Annotated in this window: 21 protein-coding genes and 2 pseudogenes; 5 read left to right on the top strand and 18 right to left on the bottom strand. The window is 38.0% G+C overall.

The window, feature by feature from the left end:
• Positions 1 to 20: 20 nt before the first annotated feature.
• From H8Z79_RS02315 to H8Z79_RS02290, 6 genes are all read right to left on the bottom strand, one after another.
• Positions 21 to 725 (bottom strand): LytR/AlgR family response regulator transcription factor, encoded by a 705-nt coding sequence (locus tag H8Z79_RS02315; protein ID WP_117942676.1) that lies wholly within the window; start codon positions 723 to 725, stop codon positions 21 to 23.
• 200 nt (positions 726 to 925) lie between these two features.
• Complete coding sequence (locus H8Z79_RS02310) at positions 926 to 1,675, bottom strand: ATP-binding protein (RefSeq protein WP_015542179.1); 750 nt, start codon at positions 1,673 to 1,675, stop codon at positions 926 to 928.
• 67 nt (positions 1,676 to 1,742) lie between these two features.
• Positions 1,743 to 1,937, bottom strand: coding sequence for a hypothetical protein (locus H8Z79_RS02305; protein WP_072521815.1), 195 nt, complete (start codon positions 1,935 to 1,937; stop codon positions 1,743 to 1,745).
• A gap of 16 nt (positions 1,938 to 1,953) precedes the next feature.
• Positions 1,954 to 3,771, bottom strand: a complete 1,818-nt coding sequence (locus H8Z79_RS02300; RefSeq protein ID WP_118040012.1) for a cobaltochelatase CobT-related protein — start codon at positions 3,769 to 3,771, stop codon at positions 1,954 to 1,956.
• A gap of 6 nt (positions 3,772 to 3,777) precedes the next feature.
• Positions 3,778 to 4,710, bottom strand: coding sequence for an AAA family ATPase (locus H8Z79_RS02295; RefSeq protein WP_072521817.1), 933 nt, complete (start codon positions 4,708 to 4,710; stop codon positions 3,778 to 3,780).
• 85 nt (positions 4,711 to 4,795) lie between these two features.
• The gene (locus H8Z79_RS02290) at positions 4,796 to 5,566 is read right to left on the bottom strand and encodes an ATP-binding protein (protein WP_072521818.1); all 771 of its coding nucleotides are present in this window, start codon (positions 5,564 to 5,566) and stop codon (positions 4,796 to 4,798) included.
• Between the two features lie 168 nt (positions 5,567 to 5,734).
• On the opposite strand from H8Z79_RS02290, the gene H8Z79_RS02285 reads away from it, so the two are divergent.
• Positions 5,735 to 6,382 (top strand): TetR/AcrR family transcriptional regulator, encoded by a 648-nt coding sequence (locus H8Z79_RS02285; RefSeq protein ID WP_015542174.1) that lies wholly within the window; start codon positions 5,735 to 5,737, stop codon positions 6,380 to 6,382.
• Here H8Z79_RS02285 and H8Z79_RS02280 read toward each other — a convergent pair.
• Together H8Z79_RS02280 and H8Z79_RS02275 are read right to left on the bottom strand one after the other, a co-directional pair.
• Positions 6,304 to 6,930 carry a DUF3786 domain-containing protein gene (locus H8Z79_RS02280; protein WP_118040014.1) on the bottom strand — a complete coding sequence of 209 codons (627 nt, stop codon included), beginning with the start codon at positions 6,928 to 6,930 and terminating at the stop codon, positions 6,304 to 6,306. The genes H8Z79_RS02285 and H8Z79_RS02280 overlap by 79 nt on opposite strands.
• A gap of 40 nt (positions 6,931 to 6,970) precedes the next feature.
• Positions 6,971 to 7,303 carry a nitrous oxide-stimulated promoter family protein gene (locus H8Z79_RS02275; protein ID WP_015542172.1) on the bottom strand — a complete coding sequence of 111 codons (333 nt, stop codon included), beginning with the start codon at positions 7,301 to 7,303 and terminating at the stop codon, positions 6,971 to 6,973.
• A gap of 228 nt (positions 7,304 to 7,531) precedes the next feature.
• Here H8Z79_RS02275 and H8Z79_RS02270 point away from each other — a divergent pair, with 228 nt between their 5' ends.
• A complete protein-coding gene (locus tag H8Z79_RS02270; RefSeq protein ID WP_118048667.1) occupies positions 7,532 to 7,981 on the top strand; it encodes an Rrf2 family transcriptional regulator in 450 nt (149 codons plus the stop codon).
• Positions 7,982 to 7,996: 15 nt separating this feature from the next.
• Positions 7,997 to 8,125 (top strand): hypothetical protein, encoded by a 129-nt coding sequence (locus H8Z79_RS17090; RefSeq protein WP_263970803.1) that lies wholly within the window; start codon positions 7,997 to 7,999, stop codon positions 8,123 to 8,125.
• 82 nt (positions 8,126 to 8,207) lie between these two features.
• On the opposite strand, the gene H8Z79_RS02265 is transcribed toward H8Z79_RS17090, so the two are convergent.
• From H8Z79_RS02265 to H8Z79_RS02250, 5 genes and pseudogenes are all read right to left on the bottom strand, one after another.
• Positions 8,208 to 8,558: a hypothetical protein gene (locus H8Z79_RS02265; protein WP_147348999.1), complete on the bottom strand. Its 351-nt coding sequence runs from the start codon at positions 8,556 to 8,558 to the stop codon at positions 8,208 to 8,210.
• A 258-nt stretch (positions 8,559 to 8,816) separates the two neighbouring features.
• The gene (locus H8Z79_RS02260; RefSeq protein WP_015542170.1) at positions 8,817 to 9,131 is read right to left on the bottom strand and encodes a helix-turn-helix domain-containing protein; all 315 of its coding nucleotides are present in this window, start codon (positions 9,129 to 9,131) and stop codon (positions 8,817 to 8,819) included.
• A gap of 98 nt (positions 9,132 to 9,229) precedes the next feature.
• On the bottom strand, positions 9,230 to 9,670 hold the full coding sequence (locus H8Z79_RS02255) for a PDDEXK nuclease domain-containing protein (protein WP_225876898.1): 441 nt from the start codon (positions 9,668 to 9,670) through the stop codon (positions 9,230 to 9,232).
• A complete protein-coding gene (locus H8Z79_RS16800) occupies positions 9,576 to 9,821 on the bottom strand; it encodes a DUF1016 N-terminal domain-containing protein (RefSeq protein WP_015542168.1) in 246 nt (81 codons plus the stop codon). Before H8Z79_RS16800 ends, H8Z79_RS02255 begins: the two co-directional genes overlap by 95 nt.
• A gap of 174 nt (positions 9,822 to 9,995) precedes the next feature.
• Positions 9,996 to 10,121 (bottom strand): annotated as a pseudogene (locus H8Z79_RS02250) (TnpV protein); the annotation flags it as partial.
• Positions 10,122 to 10,448: 327 nt separating this feature from the next.
• Between H8Z79_RS02250 and H8Z79_RS02245 the strand changes: the two are divergent.
• A pseudogene (locus H8Z79_RS02245) lies at positions 10,449 to 10,613 on the top strand (helix-turn-helix domain-containing protein); the annotation flags it as partial.
• A 99-nt stretch (positions 10,614 to 10,712) separates the two neighbouring features.
• On the opposite strand, the gene H8Z79_RS02240 reads toward H8Z79_RS02245, so the two are convergent.
• Complete coding sequence (locus tag H8Z79_RS02240) at positions 10,713 to 11,465, bottom strand: helix-turn-helix domain-containing protein (RefSeq protein ID WP_118040020.1); 753 nt, start codon at positions 11,463 to 11,465, stop codon at positions 10,713 to 10,715.
• Positions 11,466 to 11,578: 113 nt separating this feature from the next.
• On the opposite strand from H8Z79_RS02240, the gene H8Z79_RS02235 reads away from it, so the two are divergent.
• Positions 11,579 to 12,904, top strand: coding sequence for an MATE family efflux transporter (locus H8Z79_RS02235; protein WP_118040022.1), 1,326 nt, complete (start codon positions 11,579 to 11,581; stop codon positions 12,902 to 12,904).
• 139 nt (positions 12,905 to 13,043) lie between these two features.
• Here the strand turns inward: H8Z79_RS02235 and H8Z79_RS02230 are convergent, their stop codons facing one another.
• The 4 genes from H8Z79_RS02230 to H8Z79_RS02215 form a co-directional block, all read right to left on the bottom strand.
• Positions 13,044 to 13,631: a cytidylate kinase-like family protein gene (locus tag H8Z79_RS02230; protein WP_118040024.1), complete on the bottom strand. Its 588-nt coding sequence runs from the start codon at positions 13,629 to 13,631 to the stop codon at positions 13,044 to 13,046.
• Positions 13,632 to 13,644: 13 nt separating this feature from the next.
• Positions 13,645 to 15,012, bottom strand: a complete 1,368-nt coding sequence (locus tag H8Z79_RS02225; RefSeq protein WP_118040026.1) for an MATE family efflux transporter — start codon at positions 15,010 to 15,012, stop codon at positions 13,645 to 13,647.
• A 144-nt stretch (positions 15,013 to 15,156) separates the two neighbouring features.
• The gene (locus H8Z79_RS02220) at positions 15,157 to 15,378 is read right to left on the bottom strand and encodes a hypothetical protein (protein WP_015542162.1); all 222 of its coding nucleotides are present in this window, start codon (positions 15,376 to 15,378) and stop codon (positions 15,157 to 15,159) included.
• A 392-nt stretch (positions 15,379 to 15,770) separates the two neighbouring features.
• A complete protein-coding gene (locus tag H8Z79_RS02215; protein ID WP_015542160.1) occupies positions 15,771 to 17,144 on the bottom strand; it encodes an MATE family efflux transporter in 1,374 nt (457 codons plus the stop codon).
• Positions 17,145 to 17,155: the final 11 nt, after the last annotated feature.

The following is a 17,155-nucleotide window of genomic DNA, read 5'->3' as shown; positions in this document are numbered from 1 at the left end:
CCGTTATCCGCCCAACAAAATTAATCCATGTTCAGATTTTGCAAAAGTTTATTCATAAATTCCTTTTTTCTAGTTCTGCTGACTGGTATATGTACACTATGAATCACACAGTCAGAACCAACAATGCCTTCTACATGATTCATGTTTACCAGATACCCCTTGGCGCACCGGAAGAAATTATGAACTATCAATTTTTCTTCCAGTTCCTTTAACGTAACTCTGGAACTGTAATCCCCTCTTAAAGTATGAAAAACTGCATTATGTCCCTGTCCTTCAATAAAATAGATATCTGCTATATCTGTTTTTACGATTCCTTCTCCAATCGTAATCATAAGAAATTCCTTTGCTTCAGAACGAATACGTCCAATTGCTTTATCCATTTTCTGCGAAAAAGAAAAATACTCAACTGGTTTTACTACATAATCCATTGCATCAACTTCATATCCACGTACTGCATATTGGATCATATTTGTGATAAACATGATAATTACTTTCTGATCCATCTGACGGATTTTTTCTGCTGCTGTCATACCGTCCATAAACTGCATTTGGATATCCATCAGAATAATGTCAAAACCGCCACTGTAATTCTCTGTGATATCTTCTCCATCACCAAATACTGTAACCTTTATTGATCTTCCCCTTTCCGTTTGATATTTCCGGATATACTCTGTTAATTGTTTTACGTAAATTTCTTCATCTTCCACAACTGCAATCTGTATCATCCTATACCCTCCGCAAAAATTGCATTCTTTGTAACTGTTCAATCACACAATTTAGTTCCAGGTTTTTATTATTTTATAAATATCTTTTATTTCAGTATATCACTGCTTTTTTCTTGCATCAAGCGGATCTAATTTTACAAATTACAGCTGTATAATCTGGTTTTCTTTTATTATATATCCACAGTAAATCTCCTCGTTCTTTAAATAGAAAGTAGAAATTCTGTTAAGTTTTCAATAGCATCTGGTTTTTCTGATAGTTCTTTCCCCATCAGTCCCTCTCCCATAATACCGGGATCCGCACTAAGAGATACAGCGACTCGACTTGAATTCCATACAGCTTCATACATCATTTCCTGATTCTCTTTTGTTACTTTATTAAGAACGTAATAAAATGGTTTTCGAATACTTTCCGATAATTCCCCGATTTTTTGGGAAAGCTGCAGGGATTCATAAGATGGATCTATGATTATCAATATCAGATCTACACCGTTATCAATTCCACGTCCAAAGTGTTCAATCCCAGCCTCCATATCCATTAGCGCAAATTGGTCTTCTGCAAGCCTGAGATTTTGGATAAATTGAGTCATAACAGTTCCCATAGCACAAGAACATCCTTCATTTGCTTGATGGATTTTTCCACTGGTCATCAGTTTTACACCGTCCTTCAGACTATAATAATCTTCCGGTATATCATCTATAGTCCAGTTTTCCTCAAAAAACTGATGAGTAAATTTTGATAACATCATATCATTTAAAACATTTTGCTTACCACCGAAATAGTCTGTAAAATCTCTGGGAAGCTTCATACCTAGCTGTCGGTGCAGACCATAATTAGATTCATCGGAATCAATTACCAAAATTTCTTTTCCTCGTCTGGCTAAAGCCTTAGCCAAAAGACTGGTTACCGTACTTTTTCCACATCCACCTTTTCCACAAACTGCTATTTTCATCTCTATATTTACTCCTTTTCTTTTTTCTAAATAATAAGAATTACATATGACCATACTTCAAACTGTCTTACTCCACTTCCTCCAGTTCTGTTCCTTCTGAAAGAATATATCCGCAGTTATCGCATACTCCGTCCTCTGCAAGTATCCCGTCTTTCACAAAGGCTTCAATGCCTCCCGGTTCATGACAGCGTGGACAGTCTAATTCCTGTATCTTTTTCTGATTTCTTACATCCTGGCAATTGGAAAATTCAATTTTACCCATAGTGATTCCTCCATTTTCATTCCATATCAATTTGTCTTCGCAAAAAAGTTCCTACTATACGGGAAAAATTGCTGATATTACGAATATAGGCAAAATCTTTTCCATAGATTCTCTTTTCCACGGAGAGTTCTTCTTCATTCCCTACAAAAATACCAATTACGAAAATTCCCTGATTTCTGGCTCGACGCACCTCATATGCAGTATCTTTCACAGCTCCTTCTCCGTCATAGATCTTGGGCTGGCGGGTTCCTGGTCGTTGTATGCTCATATCACAGGGTTTTCCATCACTTAATACGATTAAAATCTTATTTTTTTCCGGTCGCTCCATGAGAGAGGAACAGACTGTTTTCAGTGCAAGCCCATCTCTGTTATTGGCATACGCCCGAAATTGAAAGATTCTTTCATTTGTTTCCCTTGGATCTTCATAATCCCGAAATCTCTGAATTACTGTATATCCCCAGAAAGCACAGTATCCTGTCACCCGATGAGGAATTCCTGCCTGGCTTAATGCTTCACTGATAATATATCCCTGAGCCGCTACCTGAGCCTGTCTGTCAGCCTGGGAACCACTGGAATCAATCAGGACGTCTATTACAAACTCAGAATCATCAGATCTTTTTTTTCTATTAAATAACTTGTCATCGTCTGTTCTTCCAATTTTCCATAACCTCTCAGGAACAAGCTGCCCTGCATCAGATCTGCTGACAAAATCATCCTTTCGGATTATAAATGCCCGTTTCAGTGACTCTGCCAACACAGAAATATTTCTTTTGATGATCCAGTGATTATTTCCATAATAGGCTTTATTTTTTTCAAACTGCAGCTGAGAAAAACGGTATTGATTATTTTTTATCACAGGGTTTTGTAAAATTCCATCTGTAAGATACAGAATACAGTTTTTGTGGATTCCTGTACAAAATTTCCGGTTGACTCTGGCCTGCTCTGCTTCACTTAGATACGATTTTCCGTAATTCAGTTCCACATATTCCCGTATCCGTCGCACTGCCTGTGGATTTATATTCTCCGAGCTTTCCGGAACTTCTTCATTTTCCGGAGAGAAATAAAATCTTTTTTTCTTTTTGTTTCTGATATCCAGACTCATCATCTTTTTTTTGAGATTAGAAAGATATTTTTGAATGATGTCTTCCATCTGTTCATCCGTCATGCATTCCTGCCACGCGTCATTGGCCAATGCCATATCCGGTAAATTCAGAATCTTCTCCAGATTTCCATTCTTTTTTTCAAAAGAGGGATCCAGAACATGATTATAAATCTCATCTATCACGTTTATGACATCTTCCGTATTTTCTGCATCCTTCAGAGAAAGAATCTTGTACAATGCAATCTCTGCCTGTGGATCCATTCCCTCATCGTCTGTGTTCTCCAGAACATGCCTTATATACAGAAGCCTAATCCTGTGAATCAGGTCTGTTCCAGCTTTGTCTGATACCTGCTCTTTCTCGTCCTTTTCCAATTCTCTGAACGCCTGTTCTCTGATTTCCTTTGTTCCCAAACGTTCTCGAATGATAAAACGATTCACTGCAGCATCCATGCATAATCCAGCAAGAGGCAAAAGCATATCTTCTCCGGCAGAAAAATGTATTTTTTTCATCAAATACATGCCAAGTTTCTTCTGGTCAAAATATCGTGCAAAGGCACCCTGCTTCACTGCCTCATATAGAACCGTTTGTTTTGAATAAACATATTTTTCTGTGTCCGGTTCAAATTCCGTATCATAATCACCACTGACTGTCCAAAAAAGATTTCTGATACGATTGCTGATCTCCAGATGATGTTCTTCCAGTTGTTCCGCCGGCCATCTGACATCCTCCATACAAGTTTACCCCCATATGTCTTTTCCGGTCCAGGAAGATGGGATTCTGGTAGAAACCACATCTTCTACGATCTCTTTTTCAAATACATCAAAACTTTTATTTATGATTCCCATCTGGATTGCATCAATTGGAGAAAGTCCGCTTCTTGTTGCTTTTACAGCAGAAACCAATCCTCTCAGGTCAAGAGATTTCGTTGAGATTTCTCCATGATAAGCTTTGATCTGCAAATCCAGAAACAGTCCTGCAAAAGCTTTCAATGCACTTTTTTCCCCATCTGGAAAATGTTGCCTTAATACAAAAAGGACACTATCCTCATCCATTTCAGGCATATCGATTACCATAAACCTTGAAACCAATGCTTCATTTAGCTCTCTGGTACCTGCGTAACCATAATTCATCGTGCCGATAAATCGTGTTGCCGGATGAAGTAAAATCCTGTTATATCCTGGAATATCGATTCTGCGCCGATGATCCAGCGTGGCATGCAGTACAGAAACCGCATCATTTTTTGCCATATTGATTTCGTCCAGGATTCCAAATCCTCCAAATTCCGCGCATTGGTAAATGGGGCCTTTCCGAAGGCGAACCTCATTATTTATAAAGGTATCCGTTCCAATCAGATCGGCACTGTCTGTATTTACATGAAAAGAAATGTCGTATTCCGGTCTTCCGAATATCCATGCCAGTGTCTCACATAGTACATTTTTTCCTGTAGCTTTCGCACCAGAAAGTAACAGATTATCTCCCTGAAGAAGCGCTGCTGTTGACATTTCCAGAATCTTTTTCCCATAAAATAGGATATCCGGTTTTTCTACCCGTTCCTTTACCTGATCCTCTACCTCATAACGCATGTGAAAATCTCTCAGTTCTCCAATCAGTTCCTGCGCTATCTTCTGGTCTTCTAAATATTTTTCTATTTCTGTCCAATGGTTTCTCATGAAGATTTTCCTTTCTTTGCAATTGGTTATATCAAATCAGATAATATTTCTGTTCACTCAATCTTCAAACTTTCAATCCTCCAACTCACAATCCTAACTTCTTTACAATTTCTCCCAGTGCACTTCTTACAGGAGAATCTTTCGGAAGCCGTATGATTGGCTTTCCAGCACAGTCATACTGATATACCTGGTCATCATGTGGTACAATCCCTAACAGTTCCAGTCCCTGATTTCGGATTTCTTCCAGAGTTCCGGCGTCCAGTTTTCCATCTGGAACACGATTCACGATTAATCCAGTTTTCTGTGGTTTAAAGTTTAACTCCTTCATCAGCTTTGCAATACGTCCGGCTGCCTGAACACCTCTTCTGGAACAGTCACTTACAAGAATCGCCACTTCCATCATTGGCAGGATTCCTCTGCTGATATGTTCCATACCTGCTTCGTTATCAACCACAATATATGGATAATGGCTTTGCAGTTTCTGAACCTGGGTCTGCACAAGACCATTTACAAAACAATAGCAGCCCTGTCCCTGGGTTCGCCCCATTACCATCAAATCATAATCGTCTTCTTCTGCAATTGCATCGGAAAGACGCATTTCCAGATAAGCCTGTTTTGTCATTCCTGCCGGAATCTGATATCGTGGATCAACTCCTGCCCGCTCAATTTCTTCTCTCAGCTCTCCAAGTGTGATCTCCGGCTCCACACCAAGCACTTCATTTAAATTGGCATTCGCATCTGCATCCACGGCCAGAACCGGACATTTCCCACTTTCACACAAATACTGGATCAATAATCCACAAAGTGTAGTTTTTCCTACGCCGCCTTTTCCTGATATCGCAATTACATGTCCCATGTTTTTCCTCCTAATATTCTGAACAATCTGTTGACTTTTTCTTTAAATCTTATTATAGTTGTTACTATATAAATTACAATAATCAATCTGTGAGATTTGTATAGCTGCTCAACACATCAGAAAAATTGTTGAGAAATTATATGATACTAACTAATACAGGAGTATATAATGTCAGAAAAAACGAGAAAACAAGATCGCCGTACCCGCTATACCAGGCAAACCATAAAAGATACGTTCTTAGAATTGTTAAAGCAGAAAAGTTTTACGAAAATTACCGTTACAGAGATCTGCAAAAATGCTGAAATCAACCGTGGCACTTTTTATCTTCATTACTACGATATCCATGATGTATTATCAGATATTTTTAATGATATGACTCAGGATATGTTAACAACGGTAGATCATTTATTCTGTCTAAATCAAAAAAGCTGTTCCTATCCGTTCTGTCAGAAAATACAGATGGAATCACAATACAGAGCACTGTTTCTGGATGATGCAATTGCCCCTATTCTTCTGGAAAAAATAGCAGAAAATACAAAAGAAGGCTATGTGACCTGGCTTATGTCACACAGCCTCCTGACCTTTGAACAGGCAGAATCGGTTTTTTATTTTCAAATGAATGGCTGCCTTTCCATCAACAGACTGATGCTCCGCAATCACTGTAATGACTGGAAACAGATTCAGACAGTAATCGACAAATTTATCAAAGCCGGGCTGGAAAGTTTTCTGATTCATGATCAGAGAGAAGAAAAGGCTTCCGATAATTTTTGCAGCAAAATTTCTCCAACTGTTACCGCATCTTCTACACTTAGATAATGATCGGCATGATCCTGAAGAAATATTTTGCCAGATACAGGAAATTCTTCATCTGCAAACCATATTTTTAAAGTTACCGGATATCTTGGCAGAACTGGAAAAGCAGCACACAAATCCGCCTTTGTCTCTGTAAATTCTGCACCCAGGTTTTTACATGCTTTCTGAATTTTCTCAGGATCTTTATCCTGCAAAAGCTTTTCCAGTTTCTGCTCTGCGGTCCGGTCAAACTTGGTTCCTCGAATCAATCCATCTTTCAGGTTACCAAAAGTAATGAGCTTCTGTGAACCTTCTGTTCCATCGGCCATATCCAGATAATGCAGCAATGTCAGATAATGCCATTCGTCCATATCTGAGTTAATATAAAACTCAGGAAGTTGAATTTCAATCACTTCATGAAAACTCTGTACCTCAAGCATATTTCGACTGCTATGAAAAACAGCCCCACTTTTTGCAGCAATCTCCTCTCCGGAACGATTTTGTAACCGTTTTACTGCTGCCAGCAGCATTTCCTGAAATGCACGATTTTCTGTTTGATTTTTGTATTCCATAACTTCTCCTTTGCGAACATTTTATCGCATCATATAATAATCAATGTTTATGCAAGAATTTGGGTGGTTTCATAAATCTGGCTTTGTCCGGATTCTCTTTCATCCATTCCCGGGCAAAATCCATTACCTCAGTCATAGTTTCATAATCTTTTCCACAAAAACAGCAACTTGGGCATGTTGGACATGGCCATCCCTTATTTTTGAATCTGCATGCGTCTAAATGTCGGTATGCTCTTAATAAATTTGCTTCATATTCTTCTTTAGACTGTGAAGCTTCCCTGTTTTCACGATAATAAAGGTGATACATTTTTTTAGTCATATGTTTTTTGATTCTGGTATATAAATTTCCTTTTAATTTGTCCACAATCAGCATATTATACAATCCTCCGTAAGTTTTATTACTATGTTGACTTTTCCTTTAAATTTCATTATAGTTGTAATTATATTATTTACAATCATCAAAATAAAAAATATGTACAGTTTCTCAACACATTAAAAAGAGCTGTTGAGAACTTGGGATGTTTTTGACAAACCAGAAATATTTTCGCCTCAAAAACGTGAAACCAAAATCATTATATCATACTACAAGGAGTTTCTTATCATGAAATACTCAACGAAATTAAGCGATACTGTTCATGTGATGGTTCTGATTGCCATCAACAAGGAAAAATCTCTCTCCAGTGCCTCAATTGCAGAAAGTGTCCATACAAATCCCGGATTTGTACGCCAGCTTATGTTAAAACTAAAAAAAGCCGGACTTATGACCAGTGTAGCCGGACATGCCCGTCCTTCTCTTTCAAAACCAGCAGATCAGATTACATTGCTGGATATTTATAAAGCAGTTGAAGGTGATAAACCATTGCTTCATTTAGATACTCATACCAATCCAGAATGTGGCGTTGGCATTAACATTCAGTTATCTTTGCAGGGATTTTATAATGAAATTCAAAAGACTGCCGAAGAAAAAATGAATACGATTACTTTACAGGATATCATAGATATCTACTATCAGCGGATATCTATAGAAAACAACTTACAAAATATCATTTAACAGGAGAACATTTTCATGTACCTTCAGCAAATACAAAATGCCACCATTTTTTTATATTATGGTGGAAAAACATTTTTAATTGATCCTATATTAGCTCCAAAAGAAAGCTGGCCTCCACGAGCCATCAAAGCAATGGCAGATTGACCGGAAGCCACTCTCTGATAATATCTCCCAGAACTACAATTCCAGCAAGACTGGATAGAAAGCATAATTTTGAAATATCATCTCACTGCTTTTTGTAAATCTGGATTCCTTCAATAATATACAGAACTGAAATCACTCCAATTAATATAAACAACGCTAACGCCCAAATTCGGAAAAGCCATGCTTCACCTGCCTGATATGCCACCTGATTTCCAAAACCATCATCATAGGTCGGTATCACCAGCCATTCTATAAGTCGACAATACCATCTGATCGGAACTCTAAAAAAATCAAGCAAATCTCTTTGAAAAGCACTACTTTTCAATATTGAAAATAAAATTATTGTCACATATCCTGCTCCCCAGAAATATTCTTTTTCTTTCAATATATCCATCTGTCTTTTGGCATTTAGATTTGCTCTTTGTATCTCCACATCTGCCCGTTTCTTTTCCCTTTCAGCCTGGTACTCTGCCTGCCTTGCTTACATGAATTGATACGATAGATTATTGATTAATTGGTTATTTTATAATTCATACTTGATTACATACATTATTTATTGTCTCGGATAAACCGATATTGGATTTTCCATCACTGGTTTTCCGTTGGGCTGAAGTACCCATATCGGATTTCCCGATGAACTGATATCCCAATATGGACAATAATTACAGTATCATCGGATTTTATTTATCTTCTAATCATTCTCCTGCCCTAATGGAACCTCCCGGATAATATACTCTGTATCCGTAAACATCCCATACTCGTTTCTAACAATATTTCGCTGCACATATCCATGGTGTTCCAGTTCTTTGATTGCAGACCGGACAGAATCAATTCCATCCCTGCTCAAAGATGTAAGTCCTTGCATATTATAATTCCAGTCATCCGGCAGACTCAGCATCAGAGACAACAATCCCCTTGCCTTTAATGACAGGCTCTTATTTTTAAAATACTGGTTACTCATTACTGTATAATTTTTTGTTCGCTCCACACGAAAAATCTGTGACATTATATCTCACTTCCTTTCTGCAAAAAGAAAAAGACGCAAGTCATATTTTTTATGACTCACGCCTGTCTTTATACCTACTCCATTAACCAATAAAGTTTCTATTCTTTGTCTGGTTGTGCAGCTTCCATTGCCTGATATTCCCTTTTTAACTCTTTCAGTAATTCTTCTTCTGAAGGAAGATATAATTTATATTTTGAAGCAAAAACCTGTGTTTCACCTTCTGACAATGTATATCGTACAACTGCATCACTCTTATCTGCACATAACACAATTCCAATCGGCGGATTATCTCCTTCGTTCATCAATTCTCGTTCATAATAATGCACATACATTTGCATCTGTCCTAAATCCTGATGTGTCAAATCACCAATCTTCAAGTCAATAAGCACAAAACATTTTAAAATATAATTGTAAAAAACAAGATCTATTCTAAAATGGCGTCCATCAAACGTAATTCTTTTTTGCCTGGCAACAAAAGAAAATCCTCGTCCTAATTCCAATAAAAACTTTTGTAAATGTGTAATAAGAGCCTGTTCCATATTCTGCACGTTCTTCTCCGTTTTGTTCTTCAACAATAGACTTTCCAATCTGCCAGTAAGCTTCCACCATGGCAAAGTTGGCAGTCTGATAAACTTTATTTCTTGCATCTGAAAGTATTTTCTTAATTTCTCCATAAAACGCTTTATTCATCAGAAATCCCTCCTTCCTGTTAACAGTGATAACATTGCAATTTTTAAATCCAAAATTTCAAACTGATATTTCTATTTTACCCTTTTTAGACCGTTCTGCCTACTGCAATTTTATATTCTCATACAACAATGAGGTCGCATTCCACGACCTCATCACATTCATTTAAACATAAATCAATTCTTTCAAGATAATCTCTTCCCGTTCTCTGGCTGCCTTGTCCACTTCCAGCAGATGCTCACCGGATTTATAGGTGAGATTGGGAATCAGATATCCATTCACGTTTGTATAAGTCAGCTTCATTTTATTAGCACTCTCCTTTTTTCTCTGATTTTTTACACCAAATTTACACCATTTGCAATTCATTTGACGCTATTCTACAATACCAGACAAAATGACTGATGCCCCGGAAAGCCTGTAAAATAGGCATTTTTGCAATACACAAAGCAGGTACAGTTTCCGGCAGATTCATTTTTGACATCTTATTTTCTACATGAGACATTTCTGCGATATGATTGTAGATATTCATAGTGATCTTCGCATCAGAGTGGTCTTCGCTCCGCTACGGTCGGTGCTTAACGGATGTCCACCGGACATCCGGCACCCCATCACATACTGCATAGCTTTAGGATTCTTAATGATTTTCTGAAAGAATGGACACTTATAAAAGAAGAACTGAAATCCGGCGAGATTACCCGAGATGAATATTTTGAATGGAAAATCAACTGGCCACAGACCTGTGATGACTGTGGTAAACGGGAACCGTCAAAACAGTGGAGAAATTTATATAAATAATTCAAAGACCGAAACTCTCCATCTTGCTTTGAATTTCGGTCTTCTTAACCTCATTCGTAGCCGGTCAGTGCTTTCACAGTTGCTATAAATGTTGCTCTTTCATATGATTTCTATAAACGTCTTATAGAAATCATATGTCTTTCCGTTTTCCTGAGCGCAGAGCAAAAAGCGGCTGATGATTGCACCGGTACGGTGTGATTCCTGAATACGTGATAAGTGTTCGTTCAGATTATTAGGAAACCCCTCTGTCACTTCTTCCCTCAGCAAAAAAGTTACATACCGATTTGCCTTTTTTTGCCAAAGAATACTCGATTTTGGAAATAAGGAACTCATTTCCGCTGGTATAGTAAGCCCACGTTGTTCCTGTGGAAGTGTTTGTGTATGCTGCACCCGTGAATAAAGATATGGATTTTCAATATACTGACGCAGCTTGTCCCTTTCAATCAAGTCAAAAGATACAATGCAATCTGTATCAATATCAGACTCTTGATATACCTGTGTTTTCAATTCCTTCAATCTCTTCAACGCTTTCATATGATAGCGTAATTTCTCCATCCGACGTGCAAGCAGTTCTTGTTGATGTTCCAATTCTAAAAGTTTCTCAGAAAATAATTTTCCATGCTGCTCAGGCGTTGCGGCATCCATTCCACGAATTTCCTTTAACTCTAACCCAAGATTTTTATAAAAAATAACATCTGAAATGGTCATTAAATCTTCAATTGCATATTCTCGATATTGATTTTCAGTTTTCTTTCCGGGACGTAAAAGCCCCTTCTCCTCCCAATACCTGAAGGTAGATGCTGGCATATCAAAAAAACGGGCTATTTCTCCAATCTGAAATTTTTTATCCATGATTCTTCCCTTCCTGATTTTAAAACTTACCACTATTTACCCACTATACTATTTTTCACATTGACCTTCAAGCTACTTTAAGGTTTATACTTCCATCAAGGGAGGAAATTTTTATGGAAAATCTTTTAATTTTTGCTTCTGAAAAAGAAGTTCGATTCACAAAACTATTAAAATTTATTGTTCCGACATATCTAACATCATTATTTAATACAGTCTATACCATTATTGATGGTATTTTTGTTTCTACATATGTCGGAACCAATGCACTGGCTTCTATTAACATTGTTTATCCTATTGTAAATGTATTGACCGGAATTGCACTTGTATTTGCTACCGGCGGCAGCGCTGTCACAGCTTTGCACATTGGCGGAAACAGAAAACAGGAAGCAGACCGCTCCTTTTCTGCCAGCTCTTTTGCAGCTATTTTGCTTGGATGCCTCGTTTCCCTGATGATTCTTACGAATCTCTCAGCAATTCTGACCATACTCGGTGCAACTCCCGTGACAATTGCAGGGTGTAAAACATACGCACGTTGGTGGCTTTTGGCAACTCCCGTCGTAATCGGTAAGGAACTGTTTACATATTTTATCCGAGTGGATGGTGCCCCCTCATATAGCTTTATAACTGCACTGTCCGGTGGTATTTTGAATATCGTTTTGGACTATATTCTGGTCGGACAAATGCAAATGGGAATCTATGGTGCTGCACTGGCAACAATTCTTGGACTGGTATTGTCATTTTCTATGGGAATTTATTATTTTATCCATAAACAAAAGTATCTTTCATTTACCTTGCATAACTTATCCCTGCGGGAAGCCATGCATTGTATGATAAATGGTGCATCCGAATTTGTCAATCAACTTGCTATTGCAGTTACAACCATCGTATTTAACCGCACTGCACTCTCCTTTGCCGGTGAAGACGGTATCGCTGCAGTTTCCATCATCATGTATCTGCAGTTTTTGTTTATCGGTGTCTACTTTGGTTTTTCTATGGGCATAGCACCACCTCTGAGTTATGCGTATGGCGACCGAAAAATAAGAATTTGCCGAAAACTGGAAAGCTATGCTCATCGCTTTTTCGCAGTAGCTCCAATCGTCATTTATGCACTGACCTACTTTCTTACTCCAGTTGCTGTATCCTGTTTCACAGATACATCCAGCCCTGTATTTCCTATTGCAGTGTCCGGAATGAGAATTTATGGACTCGGTTTTCTATTTTCAGGAATTAATATTTTTGCTGCAATTCGAATGATGGCATATGGAAAAGGATATTTCTCCGGTCTGATCACATTTTTACGTTCATTCCTACTATTACTTTTATTTCTGATTGTACTGCCTTTGAAATTTGGTTTGACTGGAGTATGGCTCGCCGTTCCTGCGGCAGAAGCTCTGACATTACTCGTTGCTGTATGGTTTCTGCGGCCGATTCATTGTTAAAATAAGCTGCCTATGTTAGTGGCAAAATTCGTGGGGAACAGAAACCTCTATTCAAGTAAGAGATAAAGTTTGTTCCCCTCTTTTCCAGCTGTGCTTTATACTTTTCATACTCCTGCACAATCGCTTTTTTTACATACTTTTATTTTGCACACTCCATAATTATTGCTTCACATCTGTCATATCCAAGCTGTGAGCTGTTCAGACACAGCGTATAATTGCTCGCTTTTCCCCATTTCTGATCCGTGTAAAAATTATAATTCGTCATACGCCTTTTATCTGTATCTGCCATCATTTTGACAGCTTCCTTCTCTTCTACATTATATAAGCCCATAATTCGCTGTATTTTTTCCGGCATATCCCCATGGATAAATACATTCAGCACATCAGCCCTATCCTTCAGAATATAATCTGCATTTCTTCCGATAATCACGCAAGATTCCTTATCAGCCAGTTCTAAAATAACCTTTCTCTGTGCCTCATACACGATGTCTTCCAGTGATTTTCCTGTGATATCACGTCCGGCAAATGCATATGCAAACAAACCTTTTTTCGGAGATAATTCCGCATTCTTCTGAACATACTCCGGCGATAAACCAGACTTCTCTGCAATCTCATTAATGATATTTTTATCATAATAAGCAATTCCAAGTTTCTTCGCTACTTCTTCTCCGATAAAGCGTCCGCCACTTCCAAATTCTCTGCTGATTGTAATGATTCTTTTTTCCATCTCTGATTTCTCCTTAGTTCAAAACATCTACTTTATTTTTTCTGATTCTCTTTAAAAATATATAGCCTACAAGGCATGAAATTATTTCAGTAATCGGAAATGCCCACCAGATCAGAGAAACTCCCATCTGTCCATTTCTGACAAACATGGAAAAATTTCCGGCCAGCGGCAGTATAATAATGAACTGTCTCAAAAGCGAAATAGCAAGGGACTCTATACCACCATCCAATGCCTGATAAATACCCTGATAAGCAATATTGATACCTGCAAACAAAAAGCTGACTGAGATTATTCTCATTGCTTCGATAAAATATTCTCTTGACTGTCCCGCATTAAACAATGTTGCAAATGCTCCGGGGAAAATCTCTGTGATTGCAATTCCCAGAATCATTAGCACAATTGTATAGATCAGACCATATTTGATTCCAGCCTGAATCCTCTTCTTGCTTCTCATTCCATAAGCAAATGCAATGATCGGAGTGATCGCATCTCTCAGACCAAAAGCGAGAAACAGTACAAACTGCTGAATTTTATAAAATAATCCATAGGCTGTCTGCGCTGATGGATTGAATTTCAGGATCAGATTCATTACATAAACCATAATTGACATCAGCGCCTGTGCAATGATTGCCGGAAGTCCGATTGCATAGATTTCCTTGATAATCCCACCATCCGGCTTCATGTATTTTGCCCCATGCTCGAATTCCTTATTGAATTTGATATGAAAGATAAGCAGTAATACTGCAGATGCTACCTGACCAATTACAGTTGCATAAGCTGCACCTTTCACTCCCATTTCCGGGCAAGGCCCAATACCATAGATCATGATCGGATCAAGGATGATATTTACAACTGCTCCAACCACCTGGCCAATTGTGGAATAAAGAGAACGGCCTGTTGCCTGTAATAACTTTTCAAATAAAGAAAAGAAAATAATACCAAAAGAGATTACGCAGCATATCCTCAGATAGCTGACTCCCATCTCCAATACTTCTGTATCTACTGTCTGTGATGAAATATATGCTTTCACCCCAAAGATACCAAACAATAAACAGACCACATAAATGAGCACTCCCAGAAACAGACTGTTTCCTGCCACCTTTGCAGCTTTTTTACTGTTTCCCTGTCCAAGTGTCCTTGCAAGAAGTGCATTGGTTCCTACACCGGTTCCAATCCCCACTGCCACCATAAGCATCTGCACCGGAAATACCAGTGTCAACGCATTTAGTGCTGCTTCACTGCCTACTCTCATATTTCCTACAAATGCACTGTCTACAATGTTATAGACTGCCTGCAATGCCATAGATAGGATCATCGGGATTCCCATCTGGACCATCAGCTTATTTACCGGCATCTCCTTCATCTTGTTGCTTTCCGCCATTTTTTTAACTCCTTTCTTTTTGGCACAAAAAAAGTGCGCACCCTGTCATATAAGCTGGACTTACGCTGACACGCTACACACTTTTTCATGACGATATTCATTTTTCAAAAAGTCAAACAAAATTTTCCTTGCATTCACACCCTCTTATTCCGTAAAAGTATAACGTACAAAAGAGCCTTGATTATCTCCTGTTACTATTACAACATCTCCGCTTTCATTATGTGTGGATTCCAAAACCGGAAATCTTCCATTTTCCTTTACATAAGCTTCCGGACTGTCTGCTTCTGCCTCAATCAAAGATTTTTTACTGTATTTTTCTCCTCCACACGGATTTATTTCTTCAATAAAGATTTCATACTCATGCATGTATGGTTCCTCCTCAGATTCATTTTATAAAAACGAGTAGCATATACGTTGCTTTCCCACATTGCTACACTGCTCGCCGTTATTTTTATTATAAAACCATTTCGTGTTTATTTCAAAAGTGATTTTTACTAAAAATATAGCTTCTGTTTTTAGATATTATTACCATGCGTTTACACGTACTCAAACTTCTTTCTAAGTTATCTACATCCACATATCCATCTACCAGAACAATTTCCGTTTCTGCTTTCTGAATCAGTCCTATTAGTAAACTGAACGCATCATATATCTGATCATCGCTAATCTGCCTGCCGTCCCCAAATAGCTCTATCCCTTATAGATACTGCTTAAGATTCTCTAAAACACACCTATACGCATTTGCATACATATCTAACTCACTCATAATTTTCCTCCTTCATTCTCTTTAACTCCGGCATCACAATTGCCAGCATTGTAATAAAACACAAACTTCCTCCAATTACATTTGATATCGGTTCTGCTAAAAACACGCCTCTTGTTCCCATGTGAAATGTATATGGAAACAAATATGTTAATGGCACGACTATAAATACTTTTCTAAGTAACGAAAAGAAGATTGCCTGTTTCTTTTTATTTAATGATTTAAATACCGTCTGTCCAATATATTGCAGATCCATAAATATAAACGCTGCAAAATACAACTTCAATGCTTCTACTGCATCTACCAGTAATTCTTTATCCGAACTGAAAATTCCGATTAAAAATTCCGGTGCAAGAATAATCACACTCCACATGACTGCCGTATAAATAAGAATCATGCAAGTCATTACTCTAATTGCTTTTCTAACACGTTTTGGACGCTGTGCTCCATAATTGTAGCTCAAAATTGGAGAGGTTCCTTCATTCATAGCATAAATCGGTGTCTCTACCATCTGCCGAATGCTTGATACAATTGTCATCACTGATATATAAACATCCCCTCCGATACCTGACAGCACACTGTTGCAACATATTGTTACTAAACTATTTGTCAGCTGCATAATAAATCCTGCACTACCAAGACTCACGATATTTTTTGCCTCTGCTCCACATACTTTCCATTCTGCCTTGGAGAGCATTCGAACTTTTAGCTCCGATTTCTTTCTTAAAAAATAAAATACATATGCTGCTGATAAAGTCTGTGAAATAATCGTTGCAATTGCAGCTCCTTTTATTCCTAAATGCAATCCAAATATAAATAATGGATCCAAAATTAAATTGGCAACTGCTCCAATTGTTACAGACAGCATGCCTGATGTAGCATAACCTTGTGCATTAATAAATGGATTCATTCCTGTTGCAATCATGGATGGCACTGTTCCTATCAGATAAATCATCATATATGGATACGCATAAGATAACCCTTCCTCTGATGCACCAAATAATACCAGTATCGGACTTGCAGACAACATGCCGATTACCATCAATACCACTCCACAAATGCACATCATTGAAAATGATGTATTCATAATTGTTTCAGCTTTTTTTGTATTCCCTTTTCCTCTATTAATGGAAAATAAAGGGGCGCCGCCACTTCCGAACAAGTTACTGAATGCTGTGATAATCACAATAATCGGAAAACATAAGCCCACCGCTCCAAGTGCTGTTGTTCCGACTTCCGGAATTCTGGCAATGTAAATTCGATCCACGATATTATACAAAAGACTCAATATCTGTGCCACCAGCATCGGTAATGCCGTGCCTAAAATATTTCCTGTAATTGTTCCGTGTTCAAAATCAATTCGTTTCATACTCTCATTCC

The sequence above is a fragment of the Blautia intestinalis genome (assembly GCF_014297355.1).
Taxonomy (GTDB): domain Bacteria; phylum Bacillota; class Clostridia; order Lachnospirales; family Lachnospiraceae; genus Blautia_A; species Blautia_A intestinalis.
This window is presented reverse-complemented; position numbering and strand designations above follow the sequence as displayed.

Excerpts from the sequence above, each read along its gene's own strand:
- H8Z79_RS02315 (WP_117942676.1), bottom strand. The coding sequence starts at position 725 with ATGATACAGATTGCAGTTGTGGAAGATGAAGAAATTTACGTAAAACAA.
- H8Z79_RS02310 (WP_015542179.1), bottom strand. The coding sequence starts at position 1,675 with ATGAAAATAGCAGTTTGTGGAAAAGGTGGATGTGGAAAAAGTACGGTA.
- H8Z79_RS02305 (WP_072521815.1), bottom strand. The coding sequence starts at position 1,937 with ATGGGTAAAATTGAATTTTCCAATTGCCAGGATGTAAGAAATCAGAAA.
- H8Z79_RS02300 (WP_118040012.1), bottom strand. The coding sequence starts at position 3,771 with ATGGAGGATGTCAGATGGCCGGCGGAACAACTGGAAGAACATCATCTG.
- H8Z79_RS02295 (WP_072521817.1), bottom strand. The coding sequence starts at position 4,710 with ATGAGAAACCATTGGACAGAAATAGAAAAATATTTAGAAGACCAGAAG.
- H8Z79_RS02290 (WP_072521818.1), bottom strand. The coding sequence starts at position 5,566 with ATGGGACATGTAATTGCGATATCAGGAAAAGGCGGCGTAGGAAAAACT.
- H8Z79_RS02285 (WP_015542174.1), top strand. The coding sequence starts at position 5,735 with ATGTCAGAAAAAACGAGAAAACAAGATCGCCGTACCCGCTATACCAGG.
- H8Z79_RS02280 (WP_118040014.1), bottom strand. The coding sequence starts at position 6,930 with ATGGAATACAAAAATCAAACAGAAAATCGTGCATTTCAGGAAATGCTG.
- H8Z79_RS02275 (WP_015542172.1), bottom strand. The coding sequence starts at position 7,303 with ATGCTGATTGTGGACAAATTAAAAGGAAATTTATATACCAGAATCAAA.
- H8Z79_RS02270 (WP_118048667.1), top strand. The coding sequence starts at position 7,532 with ATGAAATACTCAACGAAATTAAGCGATACTGTTCATGTGATGGTTCTG.
- H8Z79_RS17090 (WP_263970803.1), top strand. The coding sequence starts at position 7,997 with ATGTACCTTCAGCAAATACAAAATGCCACCATTTTTTTATATTATGGT.
- H8Z79_RS02260 (WP_015542170.1), bottom strand. The coding sequence starts at position 9,131 with ATGTCACAGATTTTTCGTGTGGAGCGAACAAAAAATTATACAGTAATG.
- H8Z79_RS02255 (WP_225876898.1), bottom strand. The coding sequence starts at position 9,670 with ATGGAACAGGCTCTTATTACACATTTACAAAAGTTTTTATTGGAATTA.
- H8Z79_RS16800 (WP_015542168.1), bottom strand. The coding sequence starts at position 9,821 with ATGAATAAAGCGTTTTATGGAGAAATTAAGAAAATACTTTCAGATGCA.
- H8Z79_RS02240 (WP_118040020.1), bottom strand. The coding sequence starts at position 11,465 with ATGGATAAAAAATTTCAGATTGGAGAAATAGCCCGTTTTTTTGATATG.
- H8Z79_RS02235 (WP_118040022.1), top strand. The coding sequence starts at position 11,579 with ATGGAAAATCTTTTAATTTTTGCTTCTGAAAAAGAAGTTCGATTCACA.
- H8Z79_RS02230 (WP_118040024.1), bottom strand. The coding sequence starts at position 13,631 with ATGGAAAAAAGAATCATTACAATCAGCAGAGAATTTGGAAGTGGCGGA.
- H8Z79_RS02225 (WP_118040026.1), bottom strand. The coding sequence starts at position 15,012 with ATGGCGGAAAGCAACAAGATGAAGGAGATGCCGGTAAATAAGCTGATG.
- H8Z79_RS02220 (WP_015542162.1), bottom strand. The coding sequence starts at position 15,378 with ATGCATGAGTATGAAATCTTTATTGAAGAAATAAATCCGTGTGGAGGA.
- H8Z79_RS02215 (WP_015542160.1), bottom strand. The coding sequence starts at position 17,144 with ATGAAACGAATTGATTTTGAACACGGAACAATTACAGGAAATATTTTA.